Origin of the sequence: Sulfurospirillum halorespirans DSM 13726, assembly GCF_001723605.1 — a bacterium.
GTDB lineage: Bacteria > Campylobacterota > Campylobacteria > Campylobacterales > Sulfurospirillaceae > Sulfurospirillum > Sulfurospirillum halorespirans.
The window spans coordinates 97868-117451 of record NZ_CP017111.1 but is presented as its reverse complement, the minus strand read 5'-3'; the positions used below and the strand labels follow the sequence as shown (position 1 = coordinate 117451).

Annotated in this window: 18 protein-coding genes; 12 read left to right on the top strand and 6 right to left on the bottom strand. The window is 41.2% G+C overall.

Annotated features, from left to right (window positions below; genetic code table 11):
• Window positions 1-3 precede the first annotated feature (3 nt).
• Genes SHALO_RS00550 through rsmA form a run of 3 tightly spaced genes read right to left on the bottom strand, consistent with a single transcriptional unit; the run spans window position 4 to window position 3789 of the window.
• Window positions 4-969, bottom strand: a complete 966-nt coding sequence (locus tag SHALO_RS00550) for a KpsF/GutQ family sugar-phosphate isomerase (protein ID WP_069476909.1) — start codon at window positions 967-969, stop codon at window positions 4-6.
• 8 nt (window positions 970-977) lie between these two features.
• Window positions 978-2978, bottom strand: coding sequence for a ribonuclease J (locus SHALO_RS00545; protein WP_174543310.1), 2001 nt, complete (start codon window positions 2976-2978; stop codon window positions 978-980).
• Complete coding sequence (gene rsmA / locus SHALO_RS00540) at window positions 2944-3789, bottom strand: 16S rRNA (adenine(1518)-N(6)/adenine(1519)-N(6))-dimethyltransferase RsmA (RefSeq protein WP_069476907.1); 846 nt, start codon at window positions 3787-3789, stop codon at window positions 2944-2946. The genes SHALO_RS00545 and rsmA overlap by 35 nt, the downstream gene beginning before the upstream one ends.
• A 148-nt stretch (window positions 3790-3937) precedes the next feature.
• Between rsmA and hisF the strand changes: the two genes are divergently transcribed.
• From hisF to rlmN, 3 genes are read left to right on the top strand one after another with little or no spacing between them, the layout of a single operon-like run.
• Complete coding sequence (gene hisF / locus SHALO_RS00535; protein ID WP_069476906.1) at window positions 3938-4696, top strand: imidazole glycerol phosphate synthase subunit HisF; 759 nt, start codon at window positions 3938-3940, stop codon at window positions 4694-4696.
• Window positions 4693-5241 (top strand): phosphorylase family protein, encoded by a 549-nt coding sequence (locus SHALO_RS15475; RefSeq protein WP_069476905.1) that lies wholly within the window; start codon window positions 4693-4695, stop codon window positions 5239-5241. Before hisF ends, SHALO_RS15475 begins: the two co-directional genes overlap by 4 nt.
• 6 nt (window positions 5242-5247) lie before the next feature.
• Window positions 5248-6324, top strand: a complete 1077-nt coding sequence (gene rlmN / locus SHALO_RS00525; protein ID WP_069476904.1) for a dual-specificity RNA methyltransferase RlmN — start codon at window positions 5248-5250, stop codon at window positions 6322-6324.
• Window positions 6325-6436: 112 nt separating this feature from the next.
• Here rlmN and SHALO_RS00520 read toward each other — a convergent pair whose 3' ends face one another.
• Both SHALO_RS00520 and SHALO_RS00515 read right to left on the bottom strand, forming a co-directional pair.
• Window positions 6437-7051, bottom strand: coding sequence for a fumarylacetoacetate hydrolase family protein (locus tag SHALO_RS00520; protein WP_069476903.1), 615 nt, complete (start codon window positions 7049-7051; stop codon window positions 6437-6439).
• Window positions 7052-7053: 2 nt separating this feature from the next.
• Window positions 7054-7962: an RluA family pseudouridine synthase gene (locus SHALO_RS00515; RefSeq protein ID WP_084010630.1), complete on the bottom strand. Its 909-nt coding sequence runs from the start codon at window positions 7960-7962 to the stop codon at window positions 7054-7056.
• Between the two features lie 117 nt (window positions 7963-8079).
• Between SHALO_RS00515 and purB the strand changes: the two genes are divergently transcribed.
• The 6 genes from purB (at window position 8080) to SHALO_RS00490 (ending at window position 15643) form a co-directional block, all read left to right on the top strand.
• Complete coding sequence (purB, locus tag SHALO_RS00510) at window positions 8080-9408, top strand: adenylosuccinate lyase (protein ID WP_069476902.1); 1329 nt, start codon at window positions 8080-8082, stop codon at window positions 9406-9408.
• Window positions 9408-11774 (top strand): ribonucleoside-diphosphate reductase subunit alpha, encoded by a 2367-nt coding sequence (locus tag SHALO_RS00505; RefSeq protein WP_069476901.1) that lies wholly within the window; start codon window positions 9408-9410, stop codon window positions 11772-11774. The genes purB and SHALO_RS00505 overlap by 1 nt, the downstream gene beginning before the upstream one ends.
• A 27-nt stretch (window positions 11775-11801) precedes the next feature.
• Window positions 11802-12503, top strand: coding sequence for an aspartate/glutamate racemase family protein (locus tag SHALO_RS00500; RefSeq protein WP_069476900.1), 702 nt, complete (start codon window positions 11802-11804; stop codon window positions 12501-12503).
• Window positions 12504-12709: 206 nt separating this feature from the next.
• On the top strand, window positions 12710-14815 hold the full coding sequence (locus SHALO_RS00495) for a ribonucleoside triphosphate reductase (protein WP_069476899.1): 2106 nt from the start codon (window positions 12710-12712) through the stop codon (window positions 14813-14815).
• Window positions 14812-14976, top strand: coding sequence for an anaerobic ribonucleoside-triphosphate reductase (gene nrdD / locus SHALO_RS15245; RefSeq protein WP_025343313.1), 165 nt, complete (start codon window positions 14812-14814; stop codon window positions 14974-14976). Before SHALO_RS00495 ends, nrdD begins: the two co-directional genes overlap by 4 nt.
• A complete protein-coding gene (locus SHALO_RS00490) occupies window positions 14954-15643 on the top strand; it encodes an anaerobic ribonucleoside-triphosphate reductase activating protein (RefSeq protein ID WP_238585262.1) in 690 nt (229 codons plus the stop codon). Before nrdD ends, SHALO_RS00490 begins: the two co-directional genes overlap by 23 nt.
• Here SHALO_RS00490 and SHALO_RS00485 read toward each other — a convergent pair.
• Complete coding sequence (locus SHALO_RS00485) at window positions 15624-16973, bottom strand: tetratricopeptide repeat protein (protein WP_069476897.1); 1350 nt, start codon at window positions 16971-16973, stop codon at window positions 15624-15626. The two genes, SHALO_RS00490 and SHALO_RS00485, sit on opposite strands and share 20 nt — an antisense overlap.
• Before the next feature lie 197 nt (window positions 16974-17170).
• Here SHALO_RS00485 and SHALO_RS00480 point away from each other — a divergent pair, with 197 nt between their 5' ends.
• Genes SHALO_RS00480 through SHALO_RS00470 form a run of 3 tightly spaced genes read left to right on the top strand, consistent with a single transcriptional unit; the run spans window position 17171 to window position 19575 of the window.
• Window positions 17171-18193, top strand: a complete 1023-nt coding sequence (locus SHALO_RS00480; RefSeq protein WP_025343310.1) for a ribonucleotide-diphosphate reductase subunit beta — start codon at window positions 17171-17173, stop codon at window positions 18191-18193.
• Window positions 18183-18938 (top strand): carbon-nitrogen hydrolase family protein, encoded by a 756-nt coding sequence (locus tag SHALO_RS00475; protein ID WP_069476896.1) that lies wholly within the window; start codon window positions 18183-18185, stop codon window positions 18936-18938. Before SHALO_RS00480 ends, SHALO_RS00475 begins: the two co-directional genes overlap by 11 nt.
• A complete protein-coding gene (locus SHALO_RS00470; protein ID WP_069476895.1) occupies window positions 18916-19575 on the top strand; it encodes a protein-L-isoaspartate(D-aspartate) O-methyltransferase in 660 nt (219 codons plus the stop codon). Before SHALO_RS00475 ends, SHALO_RS00470 begins: the two co-directional genes overlap by 23 nt.
• The last annotated feature ends 9 nt before the right edge of the window (window positions 19576-19584 follow it).

Genomic DNA, 19584 nt, shown 5'->3' with positions numbered 1-19584 from the left:
ATATTATTTTATTCCTGCTTCCACTAAATGGTGGATATGTAAAACACCTCTAAGCGTTCCAATTTTATCGGTAATGGCTAAAAGTTGTATTTTATGTTTTTCGATGAAAGCTAATGCGTCACTGGCTAAAAGCGTCTCGTCGTCTAGTTTTTTTGGATTTTTAGAAGCATACTCGTAGGCGGTTGCGTCCATACTAAAATCATCTCGCATCAGTGCTCTACGTAAATCCCCGTCGCTTAAAATGGCTAACAATTTGTTATCTTTATCGGTTATAAGAACATTGCCAAGTCTGCCTTCACTCATCGTGATGATGGCATCTTTAAGCCTTGTTGTCTCATGTGCGATCGGAAGTTCGTCGCTTAGCATCAAGTCTTTTACTTTAACAAACAGGCGCTTACCTAAACTTCCACCTGGATGAAAGGATGCAAAATCCTCTTTTTGAAAGTTTTTCTTCTTCATCAAGCAAACTGCTAACGCGTCACCCAGTGCGAGGGTGAGTGTCGTTGAACACGTTGGTGCCGCATCCAATGGACATGCCTCTTTTTCTATATGTAACGGGATAAAAATGTCGCTGTAACGCCCAAGAGAAGAGTCACATGAACGTGCCATTCCAATGAGAGGAATCTCAAAGCGCTTAATGTGAGGCAATATCTTGATCAGCTCTTCACTCTCACCACTGTAACTAATAGCAAGCACCGCATCGTCTTTACCAACCATGCCAAGATCACCGTGCATGGCTTCGGTAGGATGAAGGAAAAAGCTACTGGTTCCTGTACTGGCAAGCGTTGCGGCAATTTTTGCCCCAATAAGTCCACTTTTACCCACACCTGTGACAATCAGTTTGCCTTTGATGTTAGCAATTAAATTTGTTGCTTCACTCATCTCAGTGCCAATCATTTGAGCGGCACTGAGAAGCTCTTTGGCTTCAAGTTCTAATACTTCTTTCGCTATTGCTTTAAAATCTTGCATACACGTTCCTACATCATAAAGATCGTTGGAACGATCGTTGGATATTTTTTCATCTGTCTGTAAATATGTTTACGCACCACTTGGCGTACTTCATTTTCAAGGGCTCGTGCATTCTCAAGAAGCTCTTTTTTGGCATTCGCAATAAATTGATCAATAACACCTTCCATCTCAACGGAGAATGCTTTATCGTCACGATCAGGCACCAAACCATAACTAATGATTTTTGGCTTAGAAATAAGTTTATGATCACTCTTATCGAGCTGAATCACTAACATAACCAAACCAGAATCAGCTAATTTTTGACGATCAATCACAACGTCATCCGCAATCTGCTCATTGATTTGGTTATCAATAAACACTTTGCCTGTTTTGACGGTTTTAATCTTTTTGATGTATTTTGCACAGACTTCGACTTGATCACCATCGCTCATTAACACGATATTTCGCTCAGAAATACCACATTGCATTGCAGTCTCTTTGTGTTTGGTGATGTGATTATATTCACCGTGAACGGGGAGAAAAAAGCGTGGCTTAACCAACCGTAAAATGAGCTTTTGCTCTTCTTGTGCGGCATGGCCACTCACGTGAATTTCACTAAAATCTTGATACGCTACATTAGCACCGCTTTTAAGTAAAAAGTTGAGTACCTTAGAGACACTCCCTTCATTTCCAGGGATCGCTTTTGCAGAGATGATGATCTGATCGGTTGGCTTAATTTTAACATGACGGTGTTCATCCGTAGCCATTCGGTACAGTGCACTCATCGTCTCACCTTGGCTTCCTGTGGTCACAATCAAAACATCTTTATCAGGGTATTTATTGACCTCATGTGGATCAATAAAGATACTTTTATCCAGCTCTATATACCCAAGATCAATCGCCGTAAAGAGATTTCGCTCCATTGAACGACCAATAACTGAGACTTTTCTGCCGTATTTTAAACCGTAATCAATCGCTTGATAAACCCTATGAATATTTGACGAAAAAGTAGACATAATAACACGACCCTTTGCCTTGGAAAAAATAGAATCAAATGTTTTTCCAACGGTACTTTCGCTACGCGTAATGCCTTCTTTATAAGAGTTGGTACTATCACTCATCAAACAAAGAACCCCTTTTTCACCGTAAGAGGCAAAGCGGTTAAGATCCGTTACATAACCATCAATTGGCGTATGATCAATCTTAAAGTCACCCGTATGAATGATGGTTCCAGCTTCTGTGGTAATTGCAATAGAAGAAGCGTCAATAATGGAGTGCGTAATATGGATCCACTCTACTTCAAACTCACCAATTTTATAGATTTTGCGTTTTTCAACAGGTCTAAAATATTTTTTGTGACCTTTAAGACCGTGTTCGTCAAATTTATTTGCGATCATACCAAGAGGCAATGGCGTCGCATAGAGTGGAAACTGCATCTCTTTAAATAAATAAGCCAGTGCGCCAATATGATCTTCATGGGCATGTGAAATAATAATTCCGGCAATTTTTTTCTTAATTTGGCGCAAATAGCTAAAATCAGGTATTAAGATATCCACACCGTGCATATCTTCACTTGGAAAGCTCATACCAACATCAAGAACAATGGCTGATGTCTCGGTCTCGAAAACACAGATGTTTCCGCCGATTTCACCCAATCCGCCAAGAGGTGTGATTTTGATCTTTCCTTTGGATGTTTGGTCAAGCAAATTTGAGCGATTTAACCTATCTTTGTGCATTTTTTGATTGGCTTCAATCGCCTTTTTCATATCACGTTGCCAAGGCTCATTCCCCTCAATGGTTGCGGTAGGAGATTTATTGCTTTTGCGTCTTCTATTATTGCGTGGCTTTTTCTCACTTGGCTCACCAGAAGCATCTTTGGGTGCATTTGTGTTTGGATTTGGGTTAGGGTTCACCTGAGTTCTGTTATTCGGGTGGGGAGTTTGTTTAGATTGACCTGAGGGTTTTGGAGGGTTTTCTCTAGGCTTCTCGTTACTGTTATTCTGTTGTTGCGTTACTTCGTTTTCTTGCATCATTCAACCTTAAATGTTTAAATAGTAGATGATGAGACAAGACGCTTATTTCATGAGGACGAATCGTTATTGGAAGATCATGCATCTGCATCAAATCTTGAACAGACTGCTTATCAAACTCAGAAGAAATATTTTTCAACCAAGTCTTTCGCGGACTTTGAAAGGAACAGCGCAAATACTTTTTAAATTTTTGCAATTGCTCTTTGGTTTCAAAGATACCCGAAAAGGATCCTTCAACAAACTCTTTGTGTTTATCAATTTTGAGAATAGAAGAGACTACTTTAGGCTGTGGATCAAACGATGTTGGATCGACATCAAAAAGCAACTTTGCAGTACCAATACTTTGGGTTAAAATCGCTAAAGAAGTAAACTCTTTGGTTTTCGGAGCTGCTGCAAATTTCTCTGCAACCTCTTTTTGAACCATCACCTCCATTGATTTACAATAAGGATCTTCTAAAGCTTCCAAAATAATGGTTGTCGCAATATAATAGGGTAAATTCGCCACCAAATCATAGGGCTCGTTGAGCAATGACCCTTTTTCAAATTGGTTTAAAACATTGGCGTGGACCAATGTCAGGCTCCCCTGTTCTATCTCTTTTGAGAATTTCTTTCTCAAATAAACGCACAAGTCTTCATCGACCTCGTATGCTACTAAAGGCTTAACCTTCAGTAGTTCTTGCGTCAAATCACCTAAGCCAGGCCCTATTTCAACGAGTTTTCGATCGTTTCGGGGCATCGCTTGGATGATTTTACTTAAAACAGTACTATCTTTTAAAAAATTTTGGCCAAATTTCTTTTTTGCCTCTATCAATTTGTACCCTGTTTTCTAAAATTTAACCGATTGTAGCTAACCTTTACTTATAAAAGAGTTATAGTCTTAATTAATCTTAGTATTCAGAAGTTTTTTTTAATTCTTTCGCTATCATTTGTGCCTATATTTACCTAAAAAAGAGAGCCTTATGGAGCATTTTGCTAAGCGTATTATCCCTTGCCTTGATGTCAAAAATGGACGCGTTGTTAAGGGTGTTAATTTTGTTGGACTTAAAGATGCAGGCGATCCTGTTGAAATAGCAAAACGATACAACGAAGAAGGCGCAGATGAGCTCACATTTTTGGATATTACAGCGAGTCATGAAGGTCGTGGGACAATTGTTGATATTGTTGAAAAAGTCGCACGTGAAGTTTTTATACCTCTAACCGTTGGGGGAGGGATTCGAACACTGGATGATATTTACCGTCTTTTACATGTAGGATGTGATAAGGTAAGCATTAACTCTCCGGCAATTGCCAATCCTCATTTTATTGACGAATCATCCAAACGATTTGGGTCACAATGTATTGTTGTGGCAATCGATGCTAAACGCACGGGTGATTCATGGCATGTCTTCATCAATGGCGGAAGAATTGATACAGGAATCGACGCACTTGCTTGGGCAAAAGAGGCTCAGGAACGTGGAGCAGGTGAAATCCTTTTAACGTCGATGGATTGCGATGGTGCAAAAAATGGCTATGACATTCCACTTACGTCACAAATGAGTAGCATGCTTGATATTCCTGTGATTGCCAGTGGTGGAGCAGGAACGATGGAGCATATCAAAGATGCGTTTTTAAATGGTGCCGATGCAGCTTTGGCTGCTTCTATCTTTCACTTCAAAGAGATTGATATTATGGATCTCAAACGTTACCTCAGAAATGAGGGGATTGCAGTACGGTTATGATTCTCTGCGCAGGGCGAAATGAAACATTTGATTTTGCCAAACCTATTGGCGTTGGGCTGATAGAAAGTGCCATCAACCTCACAAAACTTGTCCTTGAGGAAAAACCTGCCTTTTTATTTTTTGTAGGTACTGCTGGAAGTTATGGGAACCATCAGCCGCTTGATCTCATTTACAGTCATCGTGCCGCCAATATTGAACTTGGACACTTACAAAATCAATGTTATTCCCCTTTACAAAACCAAATTGAAGCAAACACAATCTATGTTTCACGTGGAACAAATCATTCATCTCCTTGTGTTAATTCAAGTAATTACATTACTACCAACGCAACGTTGGCAAATGAAATGCTTACAAAAAGTATTGAACTAGAGAATATGGAGTTCTTTTCCATTGTGAGCGTTGCTAACCAATTTAAAATACCCTGTTCTGGACTTTTTGTTGTCACCAACTATTGCGATGAAAATGCACATAGTGATTTTATAAAAAATCATGCTCAAGCAAAAGCGCTAATCACTTTACATGTAGAAAAAAATATGAAAATTTGAGGAATTATGGAAAAACAAAATATATTTGATCTCTCTAAAGAAGAGTTATCGGAAGTCATTAAACCTGCCTTTAGAGCAAAGCAAATTTACCAATGGTTGTATCAAAAATATGTTACTTCTTTTGATGAGATGAAAAATTTACCCAAAGAGCTCAAAGAGCAGCTCAATACACATTATTATCTTGATCCACTTTCGATCGATAAAATTGAAGAGAGTAGGGATGGTACCAAGAAGTATCTCTTTGTACTCAAAGATGGCAACACCGTAGAATCTGTCCTTCTTCCGATGAAGCTGGAACAAACCGATGAAGAAGGAAAGTTACTTCACCATACACGCTACACGATCTGTATTTCCTCTCAAGTTGGCTGTAAGATTGGCTGTGCCTTTTGTCTTACAGGGAAAAGTGGCTTTAAGCGAAACCTAACTGCGGGAGAGATAACAACCCAGATTCTCATGATCAAAAGAGACAATGCTATTGCCGAGAACCGACGTGTTAATATCGTTTATATGGGTATGGGTGAACCACTGGACAATCTTGCTAACGTGAGTAAAGCGGTGCGCATTTTTAACGATCTTGATGGTCTTTCCATCTCACCTCGTAGACAAACCATTTCTACCAGTGGACTGAGTGCGCAAATCGAAAAACTTGGGCTGATGGATTTGGGTGTTTTGTTAGCTATTTCACTGCATGCAGTTGATGATGATCTTAGACAAAAACTGATGCCCATTAATAAAGCCTATAATATTGAGTCCATTATCAACGCCGTCAAAGCATTCCCCATAGACGCACGTAAACGCGTCATGTTTGAATATTTGGTGATGAAAGGGGTAAACGATGACCAAAAGAGCGCAAAGAAGCTGGTGAAGCTCCTACACGGCATAAAATCGAAAGTTAATCTCATCTATTTTAACCCACATCCAGGAAGTGAATTTGGGCGACCTCTAGAGAAAGATATGGTTGCATTTCAACAGTATCTTGTGGATCACGGAGTGCTTTGTACTATTCGTCAATCCAAAGGCTTAGACATTAGCGCCGCTTGTGGTCAACTTAAAGATAAGGAGCAAAAAAATGACAATGCTTGATCTTTTTCAACTTGGATTTTTAATTATCGTTGTGATTGTAGGAGTAGGGGGATTGGTAACCGTCCTCTTTAAAAAAGAGAAATAAGCGCTTTACATGTAAAGCGCTATTCTTTTATTTTGCGATCCACTCCTGAGAAACAATTTCTCTATCAGCAATAAAAATCTTACCAATAAACAGATCTCCTTTGACATAACTCCCTACTCCTTTTGGCGTACCACTCATCACAATATCATTATCAATCAGTGTTGAAAAGGAGTTAATCTCAGTAATAACAGACAAAGGTTTGTGAATCATCAGATCAATATTTCCTTCTTGTACTAACACACCGTTAATACATAATTGCATCGAGAGTTTGTTAACGTCAGATTCATCAATACTGACAAACGGACTCATAACAGCAGCACCATTAAAAGCCTTTGCACGCTCCCATGGCAACCCTTTTGCCTTAAGCTCACTCTGTAATTCACGGTTAGTCAAATCGAGTCCAAAAGCAACCGCACAGATTTTTCCTTGCTTGATTAAAAAAGAGATTTCACCTTCATAATGCAGCGGTGTTTGCGCACCTGTTATTAACTCACTGCTGAGTGCTGCGTTAGGTTTCATAAAAAGAACCATCGAGGTTGGAACCTCATTGTTTAACTCTTTGATATGTTCAACATAATTTCGTCCAATACAAACAACCTTACTTGGAGCAACGCGTATACCATCAATAACAACTGTTTTCATCTCTAACCTTTCATCAATGTGTAAAATTCAATTTTAGCATCAAACTGTGATGCTATCTTATAAGAAATCCCTTTATATTCAAATGCTAAGGTTTGTGCATGCAAAAGAAGACGTGAACTGTGGGTTAGGTTGATTTGTTCTTCTAGGCTCATTGTACCATCTAAAAAACGTTCAGCATCTTCTTCTTCAACACCATAAATGGGATCACCAACGATATGATGTTTCACGTGGAACAAATGCACCCTGATTTGATGTTGACGACCTGTATACGGAATCGCCTCAACCAATGTGGCATTTTTGTCTTCAAAATAGTGGAGTGGGGTTATTTTTGTTTGAGAGAATTTGCCCCTCTCATCCACATGGACTTTGAGGCGAATTTGACTGGTCTCAACATCGCGTTTGAGTTTTTCATCGATCATCAGCACATCATCCATTTTCCCATGAACCAACGCCAAATAACTTTTTTGAACCTGTCTCGTTGCAAAAAGACGTTTGAGCTCAATTTCGGCTTGTTTATGTTTGCCAACCAAAACCAACCCACTCGTACTTTTATCAATCCGGTGTGCCGCATTAGCATCATTTCCGTACAATGATTTTATTTCATCGTTCAGCGTATAACCATCACTGCGCTTTCGTGGGTGCATCATCACACCACTGGGCTTTTCAAATACAGCAAAATCTTCTGTCTCAAAAACAGGAACCAATCCTCTGGATTCACCTTCAAAAACGACCACACTAATATTTCCTACGATCACTGTTGATTTTTTCAGAAGCTGTTCACCTTCAACAAAAACACGTCGCTTGTCAATCATTTTTTGTGCTTCACCCATACGAATCTCAAAGGTATCCATCAAGAAACGAAAGGCAAGTGTTGGTTTTTCAAGAACAAACTTTTTCAAAGTATACGCCAAAATTCAACCCTTTTTTAGTCCGATATTGTTAAAATAAATCATTACATAAAACACGCAATAATAGATAAATTCACCGTATTTTATCACAGAAAAATCACAAACAGACAAGGAATGAGAATGGTAGAGCGCTACGCACGAGAAGAGATGAAAAAGCATTGGACAATTGAGGCAAAATACGACGCATGGCTTAGGGTCGAAAAAGCCGCAACCAAAGCATGGAATAAATTAGGGCTCATTCCAGATGTCGATTGTGAAAAAATCGTTAAGAATGCCAAATTTAATATTGACCGTATTGATGAGATTGAAAAAGTAACCCGTCACGATGTTATCGCTTTTTTAACCAGTGTTGCAGACAGCCTTGGTGAAGAGAGTAGGTGGGTGCATTATGGCATGACCAGTTCGGATTGTATCGATACGGCTGTTGCACTTCAGATGCGCGACTCTTTACATGTAATTATAGAAGACGTCAAAACATTGATGGAATCATTAAAAACCAGAGCGATGGAACACAAGATGACCTTAATGGTCGGACGAAGCCATGGCATTCATGGTGAGCCTATTACTTTTGGTTTGGTGCTTGCTATTTGGTATGAAGAGATCAAACGCAGCCTCAAAAATCTTGAAAATGTGATGGAAGTCATTTCTGTAGGACAAATCAGTGGAGCAATGGGAAATATGGCACATTCCCCCATTGAACTTGAAGAGTATGTGTGTGAAGACCTTGGGCTAACACCAGCTCCTGTTTCAAACCAAGTCATTCAACGCGATCGTTATGCTGCACTGATAAATGCACTTGCTCTTTTAGCTTCAAGTTGTGAGAAAATTGCGGTTGCTATTCGCCACTATCAACGCACCGAAGTGTATGAATGTGAAGAGTTCTTTGAAAAAGGACAAAAAGGAAGCTCTGCAATGCCTCACAAACGCAATCCAGTCCTCAGTGAGAACATTACAGGACTTTGCCGCATGATTCGATCCTACGCGATTCCAGCTATGGAAAACGTCGCATTATGGCATGAGCGCGACATCAGTCACAGCTCGGTTGAACGTTTTATTTTACCAGATGGATTTATCACGACCGATTTCATGCTCAATCGCCTTAATAGTGTTATCTCAAAACTGGTGGTTTATCCAGACAATATGATGCGCAATCTTAACCTCACAGGCGGTCTTGTTTTCTCTCAACGCATTTTGCTCGAACTTCCCCTTAAAAATGTATCGCGTGAAGATGCGTACAAAATCGTTCAACGCAATGCGATGAAAGTCTGGGAAGATCTTCAGCATGGAAAACCAGCTCTTAACAGCGAAGGAGAAAGTTTGTACCTTCAAAACTTGCTAGGCGATGAAGATTTAAGAGCGAAACTGAGTGAAACAGAAATCAGAGAGTGTTTTGACTATAGCTACTATACAAAGAATGTCGATAAAATCTTTCAAAGGGTGTTCAAATAATGTTAACCGTCCAAAAGCGTAATGGTCGCATTGAGCCACTAGACATCTCAAAAATTCAAAAATATACCAGCTCTGCCATCAAAGGTTTGGACAATGTCTCTCAGAGTGAACTTGAGGTTGATGCAAAGATTCAGTTTCGCGATCAAATCACCACGGAAGAGATTCAAAAAACATTGATTAAAACGGCGGTGGATAAGATCGATATTGATCGTCCCAACTGGACTTTTGTTGCAGCACGTCTGTTTCTGTATGATCTTTACCATAAAGTTAATGGCTTTACGGGGTATGGAAGTTTTGCTGAGTATCTCGATCGTGGTGAAAAAGAGGGACGTATCGCGCTTGGTATGAAAGCCAAATACGATCTTAATGATCTTGAAGCGCATCTCAAACCTGAGAGGGATCTTCAATTTACCTATCTTGGCATTAAAACCCTTCACGATCGTTATTTGATCAAAAATCGACAAGGAAGACCGATTGAATTGCCACAACATATGTTTATGGCGATTGCAATGTTTTTAGCGCAAAATGAGCTGAACTCACAAGATTGGGCGAAAAAGTTTTACGATGTGATTAGTAAATTTGAAGTGATGCTCGCAACCCCAACACTTTCCAACGCGAGAACCACACGTCATCAACTCAGCTCATGCTACATCGGAAGTACACCTGATAATATCGAAGGTATTTTTGACTCTTACAAAGAGATGTCACTGCTGAGTAAATTTGGTGGTGGCATTGGTTGGGATTGGAACTTAGTTCGTTCGATGGGTGGAATGATTGATGGACATAAAAACGCCGCAGGTGGCGTTATTCCCTTTCTTAAAATCACCAATGACATCGCCATTGCCGTTGATCAACTCGGAACGCGTAAAGGTGCCATTGCGGTTTATTTAGAGCCATGGCACATGGACATCTCAGATTTCTTAGACCTTAAGAAAAATTCGGGTGAAGAGAGACGTCGTGCACACGATCTTTTCCCAGCACTCTGGATCAATGATCTGTTTATGAAACGTGTTGAAGCCAATGCGATGTGGACACTGTTTGATCCTGCTGAAGCGGGCGATCTTGCTGAAGTGTACGGCGAAGAGTTTGAGCGTCGTTACATAGCGTATGAGCAAAACGATGCTATTTCTAAAGAGTATGTACCTGCAAAAGAGTTGTGGAAAAAAATCTTAACCAGCTATTTTGAAAGCGGAAGCCCATTCCTTTGTTTTAAAGACAATGCCAATCGTGCTAATCCTAATGATCATACGGGTATCATTCGAAGCTCCAATCTTTGCACCGAGATCTTTCAAAATACGGCACCGAATCATTATAAAATCAAGATTGTTTACAACGACCAGAGCATTGATACCTATGAAGAGAGCGACTTGGTCAAAGTCGATAGTGGCGTAACCAAAGAGGCCAAAAAAGTAACGGCGCTGGATAGCATCAATGGCAAAGATATTTTCATTGTTGAGAAAGAGATGGTTGAGGGAAAAACTGCCGTGTGTAACCTTGCCAGTGTCAATCTCTCACTGATTCATACCAAAGAAGATATTGAAAGAACCGTTCCAATTGCAATTCGCATGCTCGATAACGTGATTGATCTGAACTTCTATCCGCATGCCAAAGTCAAACACACCAACCTTAAATCACGCGCTATTGGCTTAGGGGTGATGGGCGAAGCCCAAATGCTGGCAGAACAACACATCGCATGGGGGAGCTACGAGCACTTTAGCAAAATCGACGAAGTGATGGAAGCCGTGAGTTACAACGCTATTCTTGCCTCTTCCAACCTTGCGATTGAAAAAGGGATGTACCCCGAATTTGATGGCTCAAAATGGAGCCGAGGCATTTTCCCAATCGACACTGCCAATGAAGAGGCGAAAAAATTGGTCGATCGTGGTGGACTGTTTGGTTACATGTACGACTGGGACAGTTTGAGAGAAAAAGTGAAAAAGAATGGTATGCGCAATGGCTATTTGATGGCAGTGGCACCAACAAGTTCCATCTCTATTCTCGTGGGTACAACGCAAACGATAGAGCCTGTGTATAAACGCAAATGGTTTGAAGAGAATCTCTCAGGCATGATCCCAGTGGTCGTTCCAAACCTGAGTCCTGATACCTGGAATTTTTACACGCCCGCTTACGAACTGGATCAAAGAGTGCTTATCAAAGCAGGTGCAATTCGTCAAAAATGGATCGATCAAGGGCAAAGCCTTAACATTTTCATCACCCTTGATAAAGCTAGCGGAAAGTACCTCAATGACATCTATATGCTCGGATGGAAACTCGGCATTAAATCGACCTATTACCTACGCTCTCAATCGCCTGAAAACAAGCTTGAAGTGGCCGATCGTAGCATTGAGTGCGAGGGTTGTCAATAAAAAAATGCTTTACATGTAAAGGTGCAAATGAAAACAATAGGATTGATCGGTGGCATGAGTTGGGAGTCCACGCAGAGTTATTACTCACTTTTAAACGAGGGAGTCAAAGCACAATGCGGTGGGCTTCATAGCGCTAAGATCATCCTTTATTCCGTTGATTTTGCACCGATTGCACGCTTTCAAAGCGAAGGCAAATGGGAAGAGGCAGCTGTGCTCATTCAAGAAGCAGCACTTTCATTAGAGCGCGCAGGGGTTGATTTTATACTCCTGTGCACCAATACGATGCACAAAATTCTTCCGCTCATCACGCCACATATTAAAACACCTTTTTTGCACATTGCCGAAGCGACGGCAAACGCTCTCAATGCGCAAGGTGCGCGTAAAGCTATTTTGCTTGGAACCAAGTTTACGATGCAAGAGACGTTTTACACAGAGGTTTTAAATGCCCATCAGATTGAGGTGATTATTCCTGATGCTGCGTCTATCGAAAAAATCAATCGCATTATCTTTGATGAGCTGTGTGTTGGTAAAATTGAAACAGCCTCCAAAGCGATTTTTCTAAACATCATCGATGCGCTTAAACGTCATGATCAAACGATTGATGCGGTTATTTTGGGCTGCACTGAAATTGGTCTTTTACTGGATCAAAGAAGCTGCCATTTACCGCTGTTTGACACAACCGTTTTACATGTAAACGCAGCGCTCAAGCGCGCGCTTGACACAGTATAACTTGAAATAAAAATTAATTCTAAATTTTAATATTTAAAAGCATAAAATTGACTATAATCCCATATTTAAGACACTTACCGCATTAAGAAAAGCAGCCAAAAAAGCTATATTTACAAACTGTGACATAAGTGTTTCAGGTTAATTATTAAGTTTCTTTAAATTTTATACTTACTATAATCTTCTCTACTTTTAAATCTAGGATAACCATGCTCACCAAAGTTCTCAAACGCGACGGTACAACCGAAGAATTTCAACCCTACAAGATCGAAGACGCCATCAAAAAGGCCTTTAAAAGTGAAGGTGTCACTTACGATGAAAGCATTTTCAAAGAGATTCAAAAGCGGATCGAGAAGAAACGGGTAGCAGCGGTCGAAGACTTCCAAGATATGATCGAACAAGAGCTTTACAAATCACGCTATTTTGATGTGATGCGCTCTTTCATTCTCTACCGCCATACCCACAAAATGCAACGCGAGCATATTTACGGGCTGAGTGAAGATACAACCTATGTCAATTCCAGTCAAACGATTGAAGAGTACATTGGCAAAAGCGACTGGAGAATTAAAGCAAACTCCAACACCGGCTACTCCAATGCGGGACTTGTGAACAATACCGCAGGCAAAGTCATCGCTAACTACTGGCTCGATAAAATTTACTCCAAAGAAGAGGGTTTAGCCCACCGTAATGGCGACTACCACATCCATGATCTGGATTGTTTAACCGCGTATTGTGCAGGTTGGAGCCTTCGCGTACTTTTGGATGAAGGCTTTAACGGCGTGAGAGGTCGCGTGGAGAGTCGCCCTCCGATGCACTTTCGTGAAGCACTCGGGCAGATGGCAAACTTTTTAGGCATTTTACAAAGCGAATGGGCAGGGGCACAAGCATTTAGCTCATTTGATACCTACTTAGCGCCGTACGCGTTTAAAGATAAAATCTCATTCAAAGAGATTAAAAAAGCGATTCGTAGCTTTATTTACAATCTCAATGTTCCTGCACGTTGGGGACAAAGTCCGTTTACCAACATTACGATTGACTGGACCGTGCCAACCGATTTGGCAGATCAAATCCCAACGTCAAACCAACGCCATCTTTTCAAAGAGATTAACGATGCAGAGCTGATTGAAGAGGCAAAAAAACGCGGTGTGAACTCACTGGAGGCGATGACCTATAAACATTTCCAAAAAGAGATGAATCAGATCAATAAAGCCTACTATGAAGTGATGACCGAGGGTGATAAAACAGGTCAACCCTTTACCTTTCCGATTCCGACCGTGAATATTACCGAAGATTTTGATTGGGATGGTGAGAACACCGAACTCCTTTTTGAAAATACTGCCAAAATAGGCTCTTCGTACTTTCAAAACTTCATCGGAAGCCAATACGTTAGAGATGTGGATGGAAAACTCATCGAAAACCCCAAAGCCTATAAACCTGGTCACGTACGTTCCATGTGTTGTCGTTTGCAACTCGATCTTAGAGAGCTTTTAAAGCGCGGTGGTGGACTTTTCGGAAGTGCGGAGATGACAGGAAGCATCGGTGTCGTAACCCTTAATATGGCACGTCTTGGCTATCTTTACAAAGGCAATAAAGCGGAGTTGATGGAGCGCTTTGAATACCTGATGGATTTGGCAAAATCGACACTCGAGAAAAAACGTGTGTTCGTTCAAGAGATGTACAACCGTGGACTTTACCCTTATACGGCACGTTATTTACCAGGATTTAACAGTCACTTTTCGACCATTGGCGTAAACGGAATCAATGAAATGATCCGTAACTTTACAGATGACAAACACACAATTGCCGATGAGTATGGAATGGAATTTGCTCACGAAATCTTAGAATTTGTGCGCAACAAAATGGTCGCGTATCAAGAAGAGAGTGGAAATCTCTACAACCTTGAAGCAACTCCCGCAGAGGGAACGACATACCGTTTTGCCAAAGAAGATAAAAAACGCTACCCTGAGATCATCCAAGCAGGATCGGGAAAAAATGTCTATTACACCAACTCCTCTCAACTTCCTGCGAATTTTACCGATGATCCTTTTGAAGCATTGGATCTCCAAGATGACCTTCAATGCTCCTATACAGGCGGAACCGTTCTGCATCTTTATATGAAAGAGCGCATTAGTTCAAGTGAAGCGTGCAAAAAGTTGGTTAAAAATGTCATTACGAACTACCGTATGCCATACCTTACGATCACACCCGTCTTTTCGGTGTGTGAGAAGCATGGCTACATCAGTGGTGAGCATGAATTTTGCCCGAAATGCGATGAAGAATTAGTCGAACAATTCAAAAAAGGAGAAGTATCGTGAGTCAAACCGAAATTTTAGAGAAGTTAAAAGAAAAACGTACCAAATGTATCGTCTACACCCGTGTTATGGGCTACCACAGACCCGTAGAGAGTTTTAATGTTGGTAAAACAGGCGAACACAGAGAGCGCATTCAATTTGTTGAAAAATGCTCTTGCCGATAAGGCAATCCACAGCATTACCAAATTTACGACGCTGGATTATCCCGATCATCTAGCGTCTATTTTTTGGTTTGCCAAGTGCAATATGGCGTGTCCATATTGCTACAATCCTCAAATCGTACGCGAAACTGGAACGATTGACCTCGAATGTGCCCTTCAATTTTTACGCAGTCGCCAAGGCCGTCTGGATGGTGTCGTTTTAAGTGGCGGCGAATGTACCCTTTACCCACATCTTGAGCTCTTTTGCGAAGCGATTAAAGCCTTAGGCTATAAGATTAAAATTGATACCAACGGCACCAATCCAGAGCTACTAGAGCGTTTAATCGATCAAAAGCTTGTGGACTACATAGCGCTTGATTATAAAGCCCCAAAACAGCAGTATGAAACCCTAACGCATCATCGCCATTTTGAGCGCTTTGAGCAGAGTTTAACCCTGCTTATTCAAAGCCAATTCCCTTTTGAAGTGCGTACCACACTGCACCGTGATCTGCTCACAACTGCTGACATCAATGCGATCATTGAAGATTTACATGTAAAAGGTTATCAAGGTGTTTATTACCTGCAAAATTATTTACATGTAACCGAAACGATGGGTCATACTGCTCCACAAATACGTGCTTTTGATCAAACGGAGCTTTTGAGCTTACTTCCTATTGCCTTTCGAAATTAAGAAATATTTGGTTAAGTTGGTGTAACACACTCTGCCAATCATCCATTGTATCTTGCCTTAAAAGCTGAATCGTAGGATACCAAGGGCTATCGTTTCGCTCAAGCAGCCACCTCCAATCAGGAGCAAACGGCAGAAGCACCAAAGTTTTTTTACCCAAAGCCGCAGATAAATGTGCAACACTTGTATCGACACTTACCACCAAATCCATAAGAGAACAGACCGCTGCGGTATCGCTAAAATCATGCAGTGCTTCCCCAAAAAAACGGATCGGAGAATTTTCTAAAGCAGTGTGATCACTCTGTCGCACCTCTTTTTGCAAGCAAATATACTCAAAACCTTTGGGAAGAGATGCAAGCAATGTTTCTAAAAAAATACTTCGATACGCATCACCCTTATTGGTCTCGCTACCGCTCCAAACCAACCCGACTTTGGGTTTTGTCCCACTTAATAACTTCTGCCAATCAGCAACTTTTTGAGGATCAGCAGTCAAATAGTTTTCTTTTGAAGGAATACTCTCTAACGTGGTTTGAAACGCAAAAGGAAGGCTTAAAAGTGAGCAATGGACATCAAACGGTGGCAAAGCTTCACCTTTTTCCACAAAACAAGAAACGCCACGTAATTGACGCATAAGCGGTAAAAGCGGCTTTGCGACTTCAAAGATGACCATGCAGCCAAGTTTTGCAACCATTTCGATATACCTGCAAAACTGAATGGTATCGCCAAATCCTTGCTCAGAATAGATCAAAAGAGTTTTACCCACTAACGAATCTACCCCGTTCCAAGTAGGCTTTAAAAACGCTCTTGCGGGTCTTCGTTTTTCATACAGCGCAAACCCCTCTAAAAGATCGCCCTTTGCCAAAAGAATGAGCGATTTGTTAAGGTGAGCATTGGTATTGTTTGGATTTAAAGCAATCGCTTTTTCATAGAATGCCATCGCGTCTTCAAGTCTGTTTTGCTCTTTGCGAATATTGCCTAAATTGGTGTAGGCATTGGCATGATCTGGACTCAGTGCGATGACTTTTTCGTAGAGTGTAGCAGCGTCTTCAAATCTATTTTGTGTTTTAAAAATAACGCCTAAATTGTAATAAACATTTGGATGATTCAGCTGCAATGCGATGGCTTCTTCATACATTTCGATGGCTTCTTCAAGCTTCTCTTGTTTTTGAAAAATCGTGCCTAAATTGTAGTAAGCGTGTGCATGCGGCTGAATGGTTAAAAGTTTCTCATACAGTTTTTGAGCTTCATCGTCGTGTGAACGCTTATGAAGGTTTAGCGCTTGTTCCCATAAAGCGTCGATTTCATCGTTATGTGGCTTTGGGTGCTGTTTCATCGTGCTTGATGTTCTCCTCAAAAGTGCGTTAAAAAACTGTCTGCACGGGAGTTTAGCATCTTTAAAATGATTTACATGTAAAAGCAACAAAAGAGCAACAAAATCAGTTTGATGTGAGCCAACTAAACCCTTTACTGCCCATAGAATTAAGAAATTTTCGATAAAATAGTTCCTAGATTAACGTATTAGGAATGGCAATGGAGCGCAAGAAAATCTACAACCCAAACTCAGATGAGAGCATCAATGATCGCAGAGTCTTTGGCGGAAATCCACACGGAATTTTAAATTTTACCAAAGCAAAATACACATGGGCACTCAAACTTTGGGACATGATGGAGGCCAATACTTGGTTTCCCAAAGAGGTCGACACGACTAAAGATGTCATCGACTACAACCGCAACCTCACCGATGCCGAAAAACGGATGTACGATCTGGTGTGGTCACAACTGATCAGCATGGACAGTTTCCAGACCAATAACCTCACCGATAACATCAATCCTTACATCACCGCACCCGAGATCAATGCGTGTCTTTCACGTCAATCCTACGAAGAGGCGAACCACTCAAAATCGTATGCCGTTATGGTCGAAGCGATTTGCGACAACACCGATTTGATTTACGAGATGGAAAAACACGATGAGGTTTTGCGTCGCAAAAATGACTATATCTCCAGCGTGTATGAAGAGCTCGCAGGCGATGTGACCGATGAAAAACTCGTCTTAGCGATGTTTGCCAACCAAATCTTAGAGGGCATTTATTTTTATTCTGGTTTTACCGCGATTTACGCGCTTGCACGCGCAGGAAGAATGCTTGGCAGTGCGCAGATGATTCGCTTTATTCAACGCGATGAAATTACGCATCTTCTGATCTTTCAAAACATGATTAATTCCGTTCAAAAAGAGCGACCTGATCTTTTCACCACGGAACTCAAAGCCAAAGTCTACGATATGTTCCAAAAAGCAGGCGATCTTGAGATCGAGTGGGGCAAATACATCACCCAAAATCAAATTATGGGCTTTACCGATGACATCATCGAGACGTACATTCACTACCTCATTGATGACCGTTTAACCGCTGTGGGTTTTGAGAAGCTTTACAACGCGAAACATCCGATCAAATGGGTCGATGACTTTTCGAAATTTAACGACCAAAAAACCAACTTTTTTGAAGGCAATGTCTCCAACTACAGCAAAGGAAGTCTAACGTTCGATGACTTCTAAACCGATGCTCTGCGCTTTACAATTTGCCTATGAAGGACGAAGCTTTGGGGAAAATTTTGCGACGTTGCAAACACTTCTTGAGCAAACACCTGATAATTGCATCGCGTTAGCGCCGGAGCTCTGCTTAAGCGCTTACAGTTACGACGCGATGGAAGAAGCCGCAGTCTTTTCGGCTTCGGTTATTCCAAAACTTGAAAAACTTTCTACATGTAAAACATTTGGGCTCACTTTAATTGAAAAAACAGAGACTGACTATGTAAATAACTTCAAACTGTTTCACCATGGAGCGCTTATTTTCTCGCGCGCAAAGGCAACATTGTTCCCCTTAGGCGAAGAAGAGCACTATTTTCAAGCAGGAAACCCTGAAGAGATTGGCATCATCGACGTGGATGGAATAAAAATTGCTGTACTTATCTGCTTTGAACTTCGCTTCCCAAAGCTTTGGGAGCAGATCAAAGGGGCGGATCTTATTTTAGTCCCTGCTTACTGGGGCACGCTTCGCAAAAAGCACTTTGAGATACTCACGACCGCACTCGCCATTGCCAATCAAGCCTATGTGCTGTGTGCTAATGGAGCGGATGAGAGTATGGCAAAAGGCAGTGCGATTATCTCCCCATTTGGCGAGGTAACGAGCGATGATAGCGCTACTGTAATACTGCACTCTTTTGATACGAACGAGATCAAAAAAATGCGACGATACCTTGATATAGGATTAAACCATAATGCCGCAAACGGCTCACTTTAAAGAGAAAATCAGTTTTCAAAAACACAAGAAAATGGTAGATGAAATCGCCAAAATATGTCCCATCAGCCCCAACGTGTATGACGCGTTCTGCCAGAGTGAGCGTGAGCTTTTTGTGCCACAAGGCATGAGCATGCACGCTTACAAACTCGACGCTCTGCCCTTGGCTGCGAACCAATGGATCAGCTCGCCTCTGACGGTTGCTAAAATGACCGAAGCGCTTACATGTAAAGGTGCGGACAGTGTTTTGGAGATCGGCTGTGGCAGTGGCTATCAAGCGCTTATTCTCAGTAAAATTATCCGCAGAGTTTTTACGATTGAACGCATCGAACGCCTACTAAAAGAGGCGCGTGAGCGTTTTAAACTCTTGGGAATTTCTAACATTCACACGCGTTTTGACGACGGGCAAAATGGGTGGAGAGAGTTTGCTCCCTACGATCGTATCCTCTTTTCTGCTTCGACGCCAGAAGTGCCGCCAAGACTCTTTGAACAGTTAAAAGTAGGGGGGATTTTGGTTGCGCCCATTGAAAAAGGTACTAAACAGATCATTACCCGTTTTATCAAAACAGAAGAGGGCATACGCAAAGAGACAATCGGGGATTGCCTCTTTGTACCTGTTAAAGATGGAAGAGAGTTTTAGTACATTTTT